The sequence below is a fragment of the Oceanimonas smirnovii ATCC BAA-899 genome (assembly GCF_000381965.1).
GTDB classification, from domain to species: Bacteria; Pseudomonadota; Gammaproteobacteria; order Enterobacterales; family Aeromonadaceae; genus Oceanimonas; species Oceanimonas smirnovii.
The window spans coordinates 400842-415293 of record NZ_KB908454.1 but is presented as its reverse complement, the minus strand read 5'-3'; the positions used below and the strand labels follow the sequence as shown (position 1 = coordinate 415293).

The following is a 14452-nucleotide window of genomic DNA, read 5'->3' as shown; positions in this document are numbered from 1 at the left end:
AAAGCATAGCATTATCAATATGTTAGATGAGCGAGCAGAATTTTAACCCGCGAAGCCTATACAAAAACTAACCTACTTGCATATAAAAAATGTCAAAAAACGTAGATAAATCGATAAAACCAATTTTTTCAAAGCCTTACAGACTGTATATAACCATAAGAACAAACAAACAGCGTTCTCCCGCTTTCGAGCGATTTATGGCCATGCTATAAGCAAAGCGTCCAATCACCGGAAGTGTACTCATGAAAACCATCAAAATAAGAAAAGGCTTGCTCTCCTGCGTTGTTCTGGCTGCTTTGTGGACGCCCCTGCTGGCCTCAGCCGCCGCCATGGACAAACACGCGCAAAAACCGGTCTGGATGGACTGGGCATTTTTTGGCAACACAGTGGCCTCGGCCTGCCTTACCCGCTGGTGTAATAACCGGGATCCGGAGCTGCTAAAACAGTCCACGAAGGAAGATTAAACAACAGCAGGGGAATGAGGCACTGGCATTCCCCGTCCAGCCAAGTACCATATAGCGCCATGGCCCTGCGTTGGCCGCGGGCTGGATCACAGTCTGCCCCTATTATCTGTCAATACGGCCTGTCAACTCACTGATTTATCAGGACAATATAGAAATGGCTCAATTTGTTTACACCATGCACCGCGTGGGCAAGGTGGTTCCGCCCAAGCGTCATATTCTGAAAAATATCTCCCTGTCGTTCTTCCCCGGCGCCAAAATCGGCGTATTGGGTCTGAACGGCGCCGGTAAATCCACCCTGCTGCGCATCATGGCCGGCATCGACACCGAGATTGAAGGTGAAGCCCGCGCCCAGCCCGGCATCAAAATCGGTTACCTGCCCCAGGAGCCCCGGCTCAACCCCGAGCACACGGTGCGCGAGGAAGTGGAAGAAGGCGTGGCCGAAGTGGCCGGCGCCCTGAAAGAGCTGGACGCCGTTTACGCCGCCTATGCCGATCCGGATGCCGACTTCGACAAGCTGGCCAAGCGCCAGGGCGAGCTGGAAGCCATCATTCAGGCCCACGACGGCCACAACCTGGACAACCAGCTCGAGCGCGCCGCTGATGCCCTGCGTCTGCCGCCCTGGGATGCCGTGATCGGCAAGCTGTCCGGTGGTGAGCGCCGCCGCGTGGCCATGTGCAAGCTGCTGCTGGAAAAGCCGGACATGCTGCTGCTCGACGAACCTACCAACCACCTGGACGCCGAGTCCGTGGCCTGGCTGGAGCGCTTCCTGCACGACTACGAAGGTACCGTAGTGGCCATCACCCACGACCGTTACTTCCTCGACAACGTGGCCGGCTGGATCCTGGAGCTGGACCGGGGCGAAGGCATTCCCTGGGAAGGCAACTACTCCTCTTGGCTGGAGCAGAAAGATCAGCGTCTGTCTCAGGAGCAATCCTCCGAAGCCGCCCGCCAGAAGTCCATTCAGAAAGAACTGGAGTGGGTACGGCAGAATCCGAAAGGTCGTCAGGCCAAGTCCAAGGCCCGTATGGCCCGCTTTGAAGAGCTGCAGAACCAGGACTTCCAGAAGCGCAACGAAACCAACGAGCTGTTCATTCCGCCCGGTCCGCGCCTGGGTGACAAGGTCATCGAGGTGGAGCACCTGACCAAGTCCTACGGCGACCGCGTGCTGATTGACGACTTGTCATTCAGCATTCCCAAGGGTGCCATCGTCGGTATCATCGGCCCCAACGGTGCCGGTAAGTCGACCCTGTTCCGCATGCTGACCAACGCCGAGCAACCGGACAGCGGCAGCATCACGCTTGGGGATACCGTGCAGCTGGCCTCGGTGGAGCAGTTCCGCGACGCCATGGACAACAGCAAGAGCGTATGGGAAGAAGTGTCCGGCGGGCTGGACATGATGCGCATCGGCAACCTGGAGATCCCCAGCCGGGCTTATCTGGGCCGGTTCAACTTCAAGGGCACCGACCAGCAAAAGCGCGTGGGCGAGCTGTCCGGTGGTGAGCGCGGCCGTCTGCACATGGCCAAGCTGCTGCAGACCGGCGGCAACGTGCTGCTGCTCGATGAACCGACCAACGACCTGGACGTGGAAACCCTGCGCGCCCTGGAAAACGCCCTGCTGGAATTCCCCGGCTGTGCCATGGTGATCTCGCACGACCGCTGGTTCCTCGACCGTATCGCCACCCACATTCTGGACTACAAGGATGAGGGCAAGGTGGAATTCTTTGAAGGCAACTTCACTGAATACGAAGAGTGGAAGAAGAAGACCTACGGCGCCGAGTCCATTCAGCCCAAGCGCATCAAGTACAAGCGCATCGCCAAATAAGGCTTGCTTCGTTATGCCAAAGGCCCGCATTAAGCGGGCCTTTTTATTGTTGTGATCCTTCGCCTCGCCCTTGTGCCGCGCTATGGTATGCTGTCGGTTTTACGTCTTTACACGCGGAATTTCTATGGACACCTATGCGGCCCAGGCTCAGCTGGACCGGCAGGATATCTGGCAGGGCTTTAAACAGCTGCTGCCCCTTTCGTTTTTTGTGGCCGCCTTTGGCCTGGCGTTTGGCCTGGCGGCACACCAGACCGGGCTCAGCGACAGCAATATCGTGCTGATGAGCGCTGCCGTGTTTGCCGGCACCTCCCAGTTTGCTGCTCTCGATATCTGGGGCCTGCAGGTTCCCGTGGTGCCGCTGGCGATTACCACCTTTGCCATTAACGCCCGCCACCTGCTGATGGGTGCCACACTGTACCCCTGGCTGCGCCACCTGCCGCCGGCCAAACGCTACGGCATTATGCTGTTTGCTTCCGATGCCAACTGGGCGCTGGCCATGCAGCATTTTCACAAGGGTGAACGGGCACTGGGTATTCTGTTTGGCGGCGGTATGGCGATCTGGAGCTTCTGGATGGCCGGCACCTGGCTCGGCATTCGTTTTGGCAGTGCCATTGAAGACCCCGTCAGCATTGGCCTGGACATGGTACTGGGCTGCTTTCTGCTGGCCATGGCGCTGGGTGCCCGTAAGGACCTGCGCACCCTGGCCATCTGGGTGGTGGCGGGCATCAGCTCGATAGCGGCGTACTGGTGGCTGCCGGAAAACAGCCATGTGGTAGTGGGCGCGTTGTCCGGTGGTCTGCTGGGTGCCCTGTGGATGGAGAAAAGCAAATGATGCTGGAAACCGCCGGCAACGGCACTCTGCTGATTATCGCCATTATGGCAGTGGTCACCCTGTTCACCCGCCTGGGCGGTGTGCTGGTGATGTCCTTTATTCCCATCAACCGCCGGGTGCAGAACTTTATCAGCGCCATGTCGGGATCCGTGCTGATCGCCATTCTCACCCCGCAGGCGGTGAACGGCGATGGCGGCGCACGCGCCGCCCTTCTGGCCACCGCACTGGTGATGTTAACCCTGAAAAAGCCCCTGCCGGCCATCGCCGCCGGCGTGCTGACGGCGGCGCTATGGCGGCAACTGCTTTAACAAAGCCGAAAGCGGGAAGACATTAACGCCGCCATACCACCGGGAACCAGTCTTCACGCATGCGGTCGCCGGTTTGCAGGTTGATGCCGTCAAAGGGCGGTGAAGTAGGGCCGCCGCGGTTCACATAGCGCACATCGTCGCCCATAAAGCGGGTAGAAAACGCCCGGCGGCGATTCTGAGTCTGGTTGCCCGGCGCGCCGTGCACGGTTTTAAAGTTAAACAGCAGGGCGTCACCCAATTCCATTTCCGGAATCATAATCTCGAAATCACCATTATCGATATCCGGCATTTCCATATAGGGGCTGTCGTCGGCATACCAGGAGGCGTTGGTGGACCACTTGCTCGGGCGCACCGGCTTGGGCCAGCGGTGGGAGCCCAGCACCACCTGCAGGGCATTTTCCGGCGTAATGGGGTCCAGCGGAATCCAGTAACTGCCGGTCTGCTCGCCGTCCACACAGTAATAGGGATTATCCTGATGCCAGGGCGTGGCCTTGGAGGTGCCCGGCTCCTTCACCAGAATATGCTCGTGAAATACCTGAATGGCGCTCGATCCGGTGGCTTCTCCCACAATGGCGGCGCCGGGCGACTGCTCTATCCACTGGCGAAATTCAGGAATGCGCTGCCAGTTGCAGTAATCTTCAAAGAAACAGCCGGTATCGGTGCCGGTTACGTTTTCGCGGCCATGTTCGCTGGGGTGTTGCAGCACTCGCTCAAAACCGGCGCGCAGCGGCTCAATCCAGTCTTTAAATACACCTTTAATCACAATGGCACCGTCACGCTGATAAGCCATTTTCTGCTCGTCGGTCAGCCAGATGTTACCGGCAGTGGCTGCGGTCATGTTGCTCTCCTTCCCCTGTATTCGTTGACGGCTCGACTTTAACAGCCTTTCTGCATAGCATAAAAATACAGATTAAATATAAAGCTTATAAGTTAATGGCTATACCTTTCACCTTTCGTCAGCTCAGCTACTTTGTGGCAGTGGCTCAGCACGGCAGCATCAGCCGGGCAGCCAGAGCATTACATGTGTCTCAGCCTTCCGTGTCCATTGCCATTAATCAGCTGGAGAGCCTGATTGGCCAGCCGCTGTTTCAGCGTCATCGTGGTCTGGGGGTAAGTCTGAGCCCAAGGGGAGAAACGCTATTTAATGAAGCACGACATATTCTTACCCTGTCCCACAACCTGCTGGACGATAAGCATGAAGATACCGATAAGGTGGAAGGCCAGCTGGTGATTGCCGGCTTTCGGGATATAGCACCCTATTATCTGCCCCGCCTGGTGAGTGAATTTGAGCGTTGTTACCCCAGAGTGAGGGTCAGCATGCAGGAGCAGGATCTGGCCGGTGTGCGGGAGTTTCTGGAGCAGGGCAAGGCAGAGCTGGTGCTCAGTTATGGCCTGAGTCTGCCTTCAGAGTGTCACATTCATGTGCTTGATGAGCTCAGGCCGTACGCCCTGCTGCCGGTCAATCACCCCCTGGCGCAGCAACCCGGCATCCGTCTGGCGCAACTGGCCGCTGACACCCTGATCCTGCAGGACCTGCCCCTGACCCGGGAATACTTTTTGTCTCTGTTCTGGCACCGGGATCTGCAGCCGGCCCGCATTCATTACACACTGTCGTTTGAAATGCAGCGCGGTCTGGTGGCCCACGGCCATGGCGTGGCGCTGTCGTGCACCCGGCCCGCCGGCGATCAAAGCTACGACGGTGCTCCCATTGCCTGTGTGCCGCTGCATGACGATGTGCCGCCCCAGCGGGTGGTGCTGGCACGGGCTTCAGACTTTCCGCTGTCGTTGCCGGCACGGCTGTTTGTGAAGCAGATTACCGGCAGGACCACGGCACCATGACTCACCCCAGCTGGATACTGCTGCGCGGGCTGGCCCGGGAGTGCCGCTATTGGGGAGACTTTCCAAAGCAACTGGCCACTCGGCTTAACGCACAAGTGCAGTGTCCGGAGCTCTATGGCAACGGCATTTATCACCAGCAGAAAAGTGCCACTTTCATAGCGGATATGGTCGACCAGCTGCGTCGCGAAGTAACTATACGCCGGCCGGTTTATCTGCTCGGGCTGTCAATGGGCGGCATGATTGCCATTGAATGGGCTGCTCGCTACCCACGGGAGGTTGCCGGTCTGGCTCTGGTGAACTCAAGCAGCACTCTTAACCCCTTCTGGCTGCGCCTTCGGCCCAAGGCCCAGCTGGGAGTGGGACTTGCACTGCTGATGAGCAGAGCGCAAAGAGAAAGGCTTATCTACCGCCTTACCTGCAATTATCGCCATGATAGCGATACCTTACTGCCAGGCTGGATACACTACGCCAACCAGTATCCCACCGCGCACAGCAACTTTGTGCGCCAGCTTGTTGCTGCTGCCCGCTACCGGGTGCCGGCCAGCAACTTGCCTGTAAAGCCGCTTGTGCTGTGTGGTCTGCAGGATCATCTGGTTAATCCATTATGCAGCCAGACACTGGCACAGCACCTGCGCGCCTCCTTGCATCAGCATCCCCGGGCCGGCCACGATCTGCCCCACGACGATCCCGACTGGCTGCTGAGCAAGCTGGCCCGATATTCAGACCAGCAAGGCTTGGATTAAAGCACCTGTGCCGCTATCCAGCCGAACAGGATCAAAGGTATGTTGTAGTGAATAAAGGTAGGGATCACCGAATCACGAATGTGATCGTGCTGGCCGTCGGCATTCAGACCGGCGGTGGGGCCCAAAGTGGAGTCGGACGCCGGTGAGCCTGCATCGCCCAGCGCGCCGGCGGTGCCTACCAGTGCCAGAGTAGCCAGCGGCGAGAAACCAAAACTGATGGCCAGCGGCACATAAATGGCGGCAATAATGGGAATGGTGGAAAACGAGGAGCCGATGCCCATGGTAATAAACAGGCCCACCAGCAGCATGACCAGCGCCGCCAGTCCCGGATTATTGCCAATCAGCGCGCCCGAGCCGGTCACCAGCTCAGGGATAGCACCGGATGCCTTCATCACGCCGGCAAAGCCCGAGGCGGCAATCATAATAAAGCCGATTAGCGCCATCAGCCGCATGCCCTGAGTGAACACATCGTCCTGATCCTTCCACTTGAACAGGCCGTTCATCGACAGCAAGGCAAAGCCCAGCAAGCCACCCAGCACCATGGAGCCGGTGGTCAGCTGCACCACCAGCGCACCCACTATGGCTACACCTATCATCATCAGCTGTTTGCGGCTGAGCTGCGGCCGGCTGGCTTTATCCTGCTTTACCTCATTCAGTGGCGACTGATAGCCGCGAGGGCGGCGATAACTGAACAGCACCGCCACCAGCAGCCCCAGCAGCATGCCCAGCGCCGGCAACAGCATGGCCTTGGGAGCCATGGCAGTGGTTACCTGCATACCCAGCTCTGCACCGGCCTGATTCACGCTGTTGGTGAGAATATCGTTAAGAAAAATGGTGCCAAACCCTACGGGTGTGGTCATGTACATAATGGTAATACTGAAGGTGATCACACAGGCCACGGCACGGCGGTCCAGCTGCAGCATGTTCATCAGCCCCAGCAGGGGCGGCACCAGAATGGGAATAAAGGCAATATGCACCGGCACCACAGTGCCCGACGCCGCCCCCACCAGGATCAGCGCGACAAACAGCAGCCATTTTACACCGCCGGGGGCAGTCTGCTCACCAGCGCCACGCCGGGCCCCCACCCAGGCCAGCGCCTTGTCGGATACCATGGCGGTAATGCCGGTGCGCGACAGCGCCACCGCAAAGGCTCCCAAAGTGGCATAAGCCAATGCTACTGTCGCACCGCCGCCCAGCCCGTCGTTAAAAGCGGAAATAACCTGATCCACCGACATGCCGGCCCAGAGCCCGCCTACCAGAGCAGCCACTACCAGCGAAAACACCACAGACACCCGGGCCAGACACAGGCCCACCATTACCAGAATCGCCAGCACAATCGCATTCATCGGATCCTCTCCCCTTTTACTCACATCCTGTTAAGGGTGCATCGGCCCCGACACACAAAAATTATTTAACATTGATAACAAATTAAGCATAAATATAGTTTCTATATGGTTGGCATAGCCTTAAGGCCATGTTCAGCCTGCCAGTGCCTGTTTGATCAATGCCAGCATGGCAGGCGACAATGGCAGTGCCAGCGCTGCCGTCTGCCCTTGCGCAGACATTTTACCCCAGGTTTTGGCAATAATGCTCACCACCTTGGCGTCGTCGTGGCCGGCAGCAAAGTCTTCAAGATAAAACTGCAGAAACACCAGACAAATCACATCTTCCAGCAGCTGGACTTCTGCATCCTGCTTCAGGTGTTGCTTCAGCAGCAGGGCGCTTACCCGTTGTTGGGCTTTTTGATCGTAACCGGCTTCAGCCATGAGATTACCGGTAAGATCGGCGTGATATTGCGCCAGTTCACTGCGCCAGCGCTTATAACCGGCTCTGTCCATGGGGTAATCGGAACGGGGAATGGCCCAGCGGCGAATATGCTGAGCCCGGGCGGCAATGTGCAGCAGCTCGCCGGCATCGGGCGCAAACATCTTGAGTTGTTGCGTCATGCGTTCACTGTAAAGGCGCTCTTTGGGCCAGTCTTTTCCTGCAACCGTCTGACGGTTGGGATCCTGCTCATTCACTTGATCTATGCCACGAATAACTTGCTCAAAACCCGATGATGGCGTCACTTGGCTAATTCCTTGCTCACAATGGCCGCAATCATACCGGCTGCAGCCCGCTTGCTCGAGCCTCAGGCACAAAAAATGCAAAAATTAATTGATGCATTTCAAATGTATCTATATCATTCAACCCCATTAAGTGACATATTTAATGCAACTTTAAAGGCAAACGAGGTACTCATGCTGGAAGCCCGCACCATTGAAATCGTGAAAAGCACCGTTCCCCTGCTGGAGTCGGCCAACACCGCCCTGACCGAACACTTCTACCAGCGGATGTTTCGCGACAATCCCGAGCTGAAAGATGTGTTTAACCTCAGCCACCAGCATACCGGCCGCCAGCCGGCCGCCCTGTTTGCCGCCGTGCTGGCCTATGCCAAAAACATCGACAACCCCGCCGTACTGAGCACAGCGGTAGAGCGCATCGCCCAGAAGCACACCGGTTTTTCCATTCAGCCGGAGCAGTACGCCATTGTGGGCCATCACCTGCTGGAGACCATTAAAGAGCTGGCTCCCGATGCCGCCACACCGGAAGTGATTGATGCCTGGGCTCAGGCCTACGGTGCCCTGGCCGATATTTTTATTGGCCGGGAAGAGCAGATTTATGCAGAGAACGAAAACCGGACCGGTGGCTGGCGCGGCACCCGTAACTTTGTAGTGAAAGAAAAGCAGGTTGAAAGCGAGCTTATCACCAGCTTTCTGCTGGCCCCCGCCGACGGCGGACCCGTGGTTGGCTTTAAGCCCGGTCAGTACCTTAACCTGCACCTGGTTTCCGACCAGCTGGCACATAATGAATATCGCCAATATTCCCTGTGCCAGGCGCCCAATGGTGAAAACTACCGCATTGCGGTGAAGCGCGAGCAGGGTGGCGTGGCCTCCAGCTTTATGCACGATCAGGTTCAGGTGGGCGACACCCTGCAAGTGCTGCCGCCTTCCGGCGACTTCTTTATGAACGTGACTCCGCAAACCCCTGTGGTACTGCTTTCCGGCGGCGTAGGTCTGACTCCCATGCGCGCCATGCTGGACCAGCTGCTGAGCCAGAATCACACAGCTCCCGTTTACTGGCTTCACGCCTGTGAAAACGGCGCTCAGCACGCCTTCAAAACAGACATTCAGGCCCGCCGTCAGGCCCATGCCAATCTGGAAGCCCATGTCTGGTACCGGCAGCCGCTGGAGGCCGATCGCCCGGCAGAAGATTACGACGCCAGCGGCCTGATGGATCTCGGCAAGCTCAGAGACGCCATCTGTCAGCCCGGTGCTCATTACTATTTCTGTGGCCCCGTGCCCTTTATGGCCATGGTGAAAGAAACCCTGTCCGGCTGGGGCATTGCCGACGACCAGCTGCACTATGAAGTGTTCGGCCCGCACCAAAGCCTGTAACCACAGCACTCTCTAATACAAGGCCCGGCTGCTTGCAGCCGGGCCTTGTTTGATCTAAACAGAAGACGTCTTCACATCGCTTCGCCATCGCGAAGGGTTAAACGGAGTTTTCTATGAACATCAACACGCTGCAGACCCTGCTGTTTGTTCCCGCCAACCGCCCCGAGCGGTTTGCCAAGGCCCTCAGCAGCGGTGCCGATGCCGTTATCATCGATCTGGAAGATGCTGTGCCTCCGGCAGAAAAGGATGCTGCCCGCAGCACCCTGGCCCACTGGCTTACCGGGCAACCTCCGGCCTCGGTATTGGTGCGCATAAACGGCACCGACACCCCCTGGTTCAATCAGGATGCCGCCCTGTGCCGTGCCGATGCGGTGGCCGCCATTGTGGTGCCCAAGGCAGAAGATCCCGATGCCCTGACTGAACTGGCCAATGCCAGCGACAAACCCCTGCTGCCTTTTATTGAGTCCGCCAGAGCCCTGGCTCTGCTCAATGATATAGCCACCGCCAATGGCGTGGCCCGGCTGCTGTTCGGCCAGCTCGACATGGCGCTGGATCTGGCCATGGACTATCCGCCTCCGGCCGGCGAGCCCCAGGATCAAACCCCTTTTTTGCCCATTCGCAGCCAGCTGGTGGTCACCTCCCGGGCTCACGAGCTGGCCGCACCGCTGGATGCGGTGTATACCGCCTTTAACGATGACGAAGGTCTGCAGAACTATGTGCGGGAAGGGGCGAAACTGGGCTTTGGCGGTGTTTTGCTGGTGCATCCGCGTCAGGTGGCTCCGGCCACTCAGGCGCTGGCCCCTACTCAGGCGCAAATCAACTGGGCAGATAAGGTCATGGCGGCCAATGAACAGACCAACGGGGCCGTGGTGGCGGTCAATGAACATATGGTAGACAGTCCGGTGGTCGCCCGGGCCCGGCGTATTTTGCAGCATAATCGCCATTAAGCAGCAGGGCCGGCAATGGCCGGCCCTGCGCTCACGAAAACGGCAACTTACAGTTTTTTCTGTACGTCTCTTGCCGCATCCTGAACCACTTCACCACCACGCTCTATGTCTTTGCCGGCACCGGCAAAGGTATTACAGCCAGTCAGCACCAGAGCTGCCGTTAAACACAATACTAATTGATGTAATTTCATTGACTGCCTCCGTAAGTTGAGTGCTTAACCAGTATAGTGATTTTCGGGCAGGTGTCAGACAGCACTTAAGGCACCCCATATCATCAGCAATGCCAATATCATGGCCGCACTCACCACCGGATAAACCAGATAACCGTCATTACTGCGCTTTGCCTGCCGGTAGAGCAGATGGACCAGTACTCTGGAATACAGCAATAACAAACAACCGGTGAGCACAAACTCCGGCAATGTCAGCCATTTGGCCCTGGTGCCGTACAGCAGCAGCAGCAAAGGCTGCAGCACTATCAGATAAAGCGTGAATTTATGCAGACGCCTGCCCAGTTCAGGCCTGCCTACCTGTTCCCGTCTCATGATTGCTCCTTGAGCTTTTCTGCCCTCATATAACGACAGAATCACAGTAAAAACAAAATCAGGCACATAAATTGCCTTAAAACAGCTCATGAGAACCTTACTGCTTTTACTGATAATCGGGCTTTACAGCGGCATTGCTCAGGCATTTAACTTTGACGGGGCGCTGTACCAGCACCCGCAGGTGCAAAAAGAGCTGGATTATCTGCATCAACATCCTAAATATCTGCAACGCAGCCGGCAAAGAGCGGAACCCTGGCTTCCTCACCTGTTGCCGCTGTTACGGGCCAGACAACTGCCTGCTCAGCTGGTGTGGTTACCGGTGGTGGAAAGTGCCTACCTGCCGGGGGCCGTGTCACACGCGGGGGCAGCCGGGTTATGGCAGCTGATGCCGGCTACGGCAGAGCGCTTTGGTATTCTGGTATCGGAGCAATACGATGGCCGGCTGGCACCGCTCAGTGCCAGCCGTGCCGCCATCAACTATTTAGCCTGGCTGTATCAATATTTTGATCAGGACTGGCTGCTGGCACTGGCCGCCTATAATGCCGGAGAAGGGCGGGTGCGCAGGGCCATTGCCCGCAGCGGCACCCGGGACTTCTGGCAGCTTCCTCTGCCGGAAGAAACCCGCCGCTATGTGCCGCGCTTTCTGGCGGTACAGTATTTGTTGGGTGAGCCGGTCAGGGGAGTGTCTTCTGTGACCGAATATAACATTACCGGGCCTGTCTCACTGAATAGTCTGGCTGCCCGGCTGGGCGTGTCAGCGGAAACATTGAAAGCCCAGAATCTGGCTATCAAAAGTCATCAGCTGCCGGCAGACCGGGAGTTCTCCATACTGGTCAGTCATACTGCTGCTCCGGGAAAAGAGCGGATCATTTCCATAGAAACACAGCCTTTGTTCACCGCTCAGGCCGCCGGTCTGGATTTGTCAGGCAGCGGCAGCCTGTTTGAGCAATCCGGCCCCGCGTTCAGCCAGGCAGCGCCGCCGGGCTGGCGGCTTTACTGAACCTGACCGGATGAACTCTGCTGCAACTGAGCACTTTGCTGCTGCTTATTGAAAATACCATCGGGTAATCCTGCCTCAAATAACGCCTGCAGCAACTGCTCTGCCTGCTGGCTGAGTATCAGCAGCTCTACACGCCGGTTATTGCCGGATGTGGGGTTTTCACGATCAAAGGGAGCCTGATCAGCCATGGCCACCACCTGCAGCACCCGGGATCCGGGCACACCGGCCAGCTCAAGCAGCTGGCGCACATTCTGTGCCCGGGCACCGGACAGATCCCAGTTGGAATAATGCTGACTGACATAACGCACCGAGTCGGTATGACCGGAAATAACCAGGCGGTTTTCCACCTTTTCAAATACCGGTGCCAGACTGCGCAGCAAGTGCTCAAAATCCGATTCCATACGCGCACTGCCCCGGCTGAACATGGGCTTGTCAGCCTGATCATGAATACGTATCCGTAGTCCTTCGGGCACTATGTCCAGCTCCAGGTTCTGCTCCATACCCTGTCGCTGGGCCAGCTGACCAATCAATACCGCCAGCTGCTGCTTGTCCTGTTCGCTTTCTACCCTGCCCGGGCGCAGCTCGGCAGGACTTTGCAATGGCTCTGTGGCCAGACTGATGTCCTGCAGCTCGGTGGCCTGGCCGGGGATCTGTGCCAGCGGCTGCCCCTGCATGTCTACCGGAAACGGCGTTCCTCCCAGCAGGTAAGGGCTGGTGCTGCCTTCAAATACCGAATAGTCGCGCAGCTTGCTGGATACGGTTTCCCGCTCCTGCTCACTGGACACCGCCAGTATCCACAACACCATGAACAGGGCCATCATGGCCAGGGCAAAGTCGGCAAACGCCACTTTCCAGGCCCCGCCATGACTGCCCTCCCCTTTATGGCGCGATTTGCGCCGGACGATAATGGTTCCCTGATCCCGCATCAGACGCTGTCCGCTTCTGCTTCGTTCAGCCAGGATTCCATATCCATAAAGCCTGGCTTGATGTCCTGTTCAATCGACTTGCGGCCGGCATCTACCGCCAGCAGAGGAGACTTGCCACCCACATGGGCGACCAGCACGGCTTTCACACACTCCAGCGCCGTAATCCGCCGGCCCACCCATTGTTCCATGGCGTTGCTGGCCGGGCTCAGCAAACAATAACAGACAAAAATACCCAGAAAGGTGCCCACCAGGGCAGCGGCCACATGCACCCCGATATAGGTTAAGGGGCCGTCCAGATGCTGCATGGTAATAATAATACCCATCACCGCTGCCAGAATGCCAAAGCCGGGCATGGCATCGGCGGTTTTGGCCATGGCATGTGAGGGCTTGAGCATGCTTTCTTCCAGGGCATCAATCTCCTGCTCCAGCAAGGCTTCCAGCTCGTGAGCACTGAGCTTGCCCATGCCCAGCATGCGCAGATTATCAATAATAAAGCCCAGCAGCTCCGGTCTGGTCATAATCAGGGGGTAACGGCTGAACAGAGGGCTGGTATCAGGCGACTCTACATGACCATCCAGCGCCTTAAGTCCCTTCAGCCGGGTTTCCTGCAGCAGCTGGTGCAACAGAGGCAATAACTGCCGGTACAGTTCGGCATCGTCTTTCTGCCCGCCACAAATGGCTTTCAGCTGCTGCCAGATCCCCTTTAACACAGCCGCAGAATTCCCCAGGATCAGCGCGCCCAGTCCGGCTCCCACAATAATGACAATTTCAGCTGGCTGCCACAGTGCCGCCAGCTTGCCATTGGCCATCATAAAACCACCAAACACACAGATCAGAATAACGGCTAGTCCTACCAGCTTCTGCATCAGGTTTCTCCACTACTGGCAAATTCGCGGTTTAACAAAGCCAGGCATTGTTTATGCAACTGGCACACTCTGGACTCGGTCAAATCGAGCACCAGGGCAATTTCTTTCATGTTCAGTTCATGCTGGTAATACAACGACATCAGCCGCTGCTCCCGTTCGGGCAGGCGTGACAGCAAGGCACGAATATGACGCTGCTGATCCAGCCGGCCCAGTGCGTCGTTGTTGGCAGGTTCGTGACCGTGTTCCAGCAGTTCCTGCAGGCTTTCCATTTCCGCCAGCTGGCCGGCATACAGAATGCTGCGCAGTTCATCCATATCCACCCCCAGCGCCTCGGCCAGCTCTGGCTCTGTAGGCCGACGGCCCAGACGACGCATCAGCTCCCGCTCCGTTTGTGAACAATGGTGACTTTGCTGGCGTAACAGCCGTGGCCGCCAGTCATGCCTGCGCAACTCATCCAGAATGGCTCCGCGTACCCGTTTAAAGGCAAAACTGGCAAAGCTGTCATCAGGCGGCCCACCATAACGGCGCAAGGCCTCCAGCAAACCCATAATGCCAATCTGAGCCAGGTCATCGGCATCCATCACGCTGTTCACCTGATTTCTGAGCTGGCCCAGCACCCGTTTTACCAGCGGCATGTACTGTTCGAGCCAATAGCTTTCATTTTCTGCCCGGGAGCCCAGCTCGGTTTCCTGTTCAGGCCAGTGCTGCTCCATTAACATGCCCGCC

17 protein-coding genes are annotated in these 14452 nt (G+C 57.4%); 9 read left to right on the top strand and 8 right to left on the bottom strand.

Annotated features, from left to right (window positions below):
- The first annotated feature begins 242 nt into the window (after positions 1-242).
- From G364_RS0101925 to G364_RS0101910, 4 genes are all read left to right on the top strand, one after another.
- Positions 243-464 carry a hypothetical protein gene (locus G364_RS0101925; protein WP_019933461.1) on the top strand — a complete coding sequence of 74 codons (222 nt, stop codon included), beginning with the start codon at positions 243-245 and terminating at the stop codon, positions 462-464.
- A 154-nt stretch (positions 465-618) separates the two neighbouring features.
- A complete protein-coding gene (gene ettA, locus G364_RS0101920; RefSeq protein WP_019933460.1) occupies positions 619-2286 on the top strand; it encodes an energy-dependent translational throttle protein EttA in 1668 nt (555 codons plus the stop codon).
- Between the two features lie 124 nt (positions 2287-2410).
- On the top strand, positions 2411-3118 hold the full coding sequence (locus tag G364_RS0101915; protein ID WP_019933459.1) for an AzlC family ABC transporter permease: 708 nt from the start codon (positions 2411-2413) through the stop codon (positions 3116-3118).
- Positions 3115-3426, top strand: coding sequence for an AzlD family protein (locus G364_RS0101910; RefSeq protein WP_019933458.1), 312 nt, complete (start codon positions 3115-3117; stop codon positions 3424-3426). The genes G364_RS0101915 and G364_RS0101910 overlap by 4 nt, the downstream gene beginning before the upstream one ends.
- Before the next feature lie 22 nt (positions 3427-3448).
- On the opposite strand, the gene G364_RS0101905 is transcribed toward G364_RS0101910, so the two are convergent.
- Entirely contained in the window at positions 3449-4264 is an 816-nt protein-coding gene (locus G364_RS0101905; RefSeq protein ID WP_019933457.1) for a phytanoyl-CoA dioxygenase family protein, read from the bottom strand.
- A 95-nt stretch (positions 4265-4359) separates the two neighbouring features.
- Here G364_RS0101905 and G364_RS0101900 point away from each other — a divergent pair, with 95 nt between their 5' ends.
- Both G364_RS0101900 and G364_RS0101895 read left to right on the top strand, forming a co-directional pair.
- Complete coding sequence (locus G364_RS0101900; RefSeq protein WP_019933456.1) at positions 4360-5265, top strand: LysR family transcriptional regulator; 906 nt, start codon at positions 4360-4362, stop codon at positions 5263-5265.
- The gene (locus G364_RS0101895) at positions 5262-6008 is read left to right on the top strand and encodes an alpha/beta fold hydrolase (protein WP_019933455.1); all 747 of its coding nucleotides are present in this window, start codon (positions 5262-5264) and stop codon (positions 6006-6008) included. The genes G364_RS0101900 and G364_RS0101895 overlap by 4 nt, the downstream gene beginning before the upstream one ends.
- Here the strand turns inward: G364_RS0101895 and G364_RS0101890 are convergent.
- Together G364_RS0101890 and G364_RS0101885 are read right to left on the bottom strand one after the other, a co-directional pair.
- On the bottom strand, positions 6005-7354 hold the full coding sequence (locus tag G364_RS0101890) for a Na+/H+ antiporter family protein (protein WP_019933454.1): 1350 nt from the start codon (positions 7352-7354) through the stop codon (positions 6005-6007). The genes G364_RS0101895 and G364_RS0101890 overlap by 4 nt on opposite strands.
- 132 nt (positions 7355-7486) lie before the next feature.
- Positions 7487-8077 carry a DUF4202 domain-containing protein gene (locus G364_RS0101885; protein ID WP_019933453.1) on the bottom strand — a complete coding sequence of 197 codons (591 nt, stop codon included), beginning with the start codon at positions 8075-8077 and terminating at the stop codon, positions 7487-7489.
- Between the two features lie 171 nt (positions 8078-8248).
- Between G364_RS0101885 and hmpA the strand changes: the two genes are divergently transcribed.
- Positions 8249-9445, top strand: a complete 1197-nt coding sequence (hmpA, locus tag G364_RS0101880) for an NO-inducible flavohemoprotein (RefSeq protein WP_019933452.1) — start codon at positions 8249-8251, stop codon at positions 9443-9445.
- A gap of 113 nt (positions 9446-9558) precedes the next feature.
- The gene (locus tag G364_RS0101875) at positions 9559-10392 is read left to right on the top strand and encodes an HpcH/HpaI aldolase/citrate lyase family protein (RefSeq protein WP_019933451.1); all 834 of its coding nucleotides are present in this window, start codon (positions 9559-9561) and stop codon (positions 10390-10392) included.
- Between the two features lie 47 nt (positions 10393-10439).
- Here the strand turns inward: G364_RS0101875 and G364_RS0101870 are convergent, their stop codons facing one another.
- Positions 10440-10583: an entericidin A/B family lipoprotein gene (locus G364_RS0101870; RefSeq protein ID WP_019933450.1), complete on the bottom strand. Its 144-nt coding sequence runs from the start codon at positions 10581-10583 to the stop codon at positions 10440-10442.
- Between the two features lie 54 nt (positions 10584-10637).
- Positions 10638-10934 (bottom strand): hypothetical protein, encoded by a 297-nt coding sequence (locus G364_RS16230; protein ID WP_040614416.1) that lies wholly within the window; start codon positions 10932-10934, stop codon positions 10638-10640.
- An 88-nt stretch (positions 10935-11022) separates the two neighbouring features.
- Between G364_RS16230 and G364_RS0101860 the strand changes: the two genes are divergently transcribed.
- Positions 11023-11934 (top strand): lytic transglycosylase domain-containing protein, encoded by a 912-nt coding sequence (locus G364_RS0101860; RefSeq protein ID WP_019933448.1) that lies wholly within the window; start codon positions 11023-11025, stop codon positions 11932-11934.
- On the opposite strand, the gene G364_RS0101855 is transcribed toward G364_RS0101860, so the two are convergent.
- From G364_RS0101855 to G364_RS0101845, 3 genes are read right to left on the bottom strand one after another with little or no spacing between them, the layout of a single operon-like run.
- Positions 11928-12860, bottom strand: a complete 933-nt coding sequence (locus tag G364_RS0101855; protein WP_019933447.1) for a flagellar motor protein MotB — start codon at positions 12858-12860, stop codon at positions 11928-11930. The two genes, G364_RS0101860 and G364_RS0101855, sit on opposite strands and share 7 nt — an antisense overlap.
- Complete coding sequence (motA, locus tag G364_RS0101850) at positions 12860-13726, bottom strand: flagellar motor stator protein MotA (RefSeq protein ID WP_019933446.1); 867 nt, start codon at positions 13724-13726, stop codon at positions 12860-12862. Before motA ends, G364_RS0101855 begins: the two co-directional genes overlap by 1 nt.
- A complete protein-coding gene (locus G364_RS0101845; protein ID WP_019933445.1) occupies positions 13726-14445 on the bottom strand; it encodes a FliA/WhiG family RNA polymerase sigma factor in 720 nt (239 codons plus the stop codon). The genes motA and G364_RS0101845 overlap by 1 nt, the downstream gene beginning before the upstream one ends.
- Between the last annotated feature and the right edge of the window lie 7 nt (positions 14446-14452).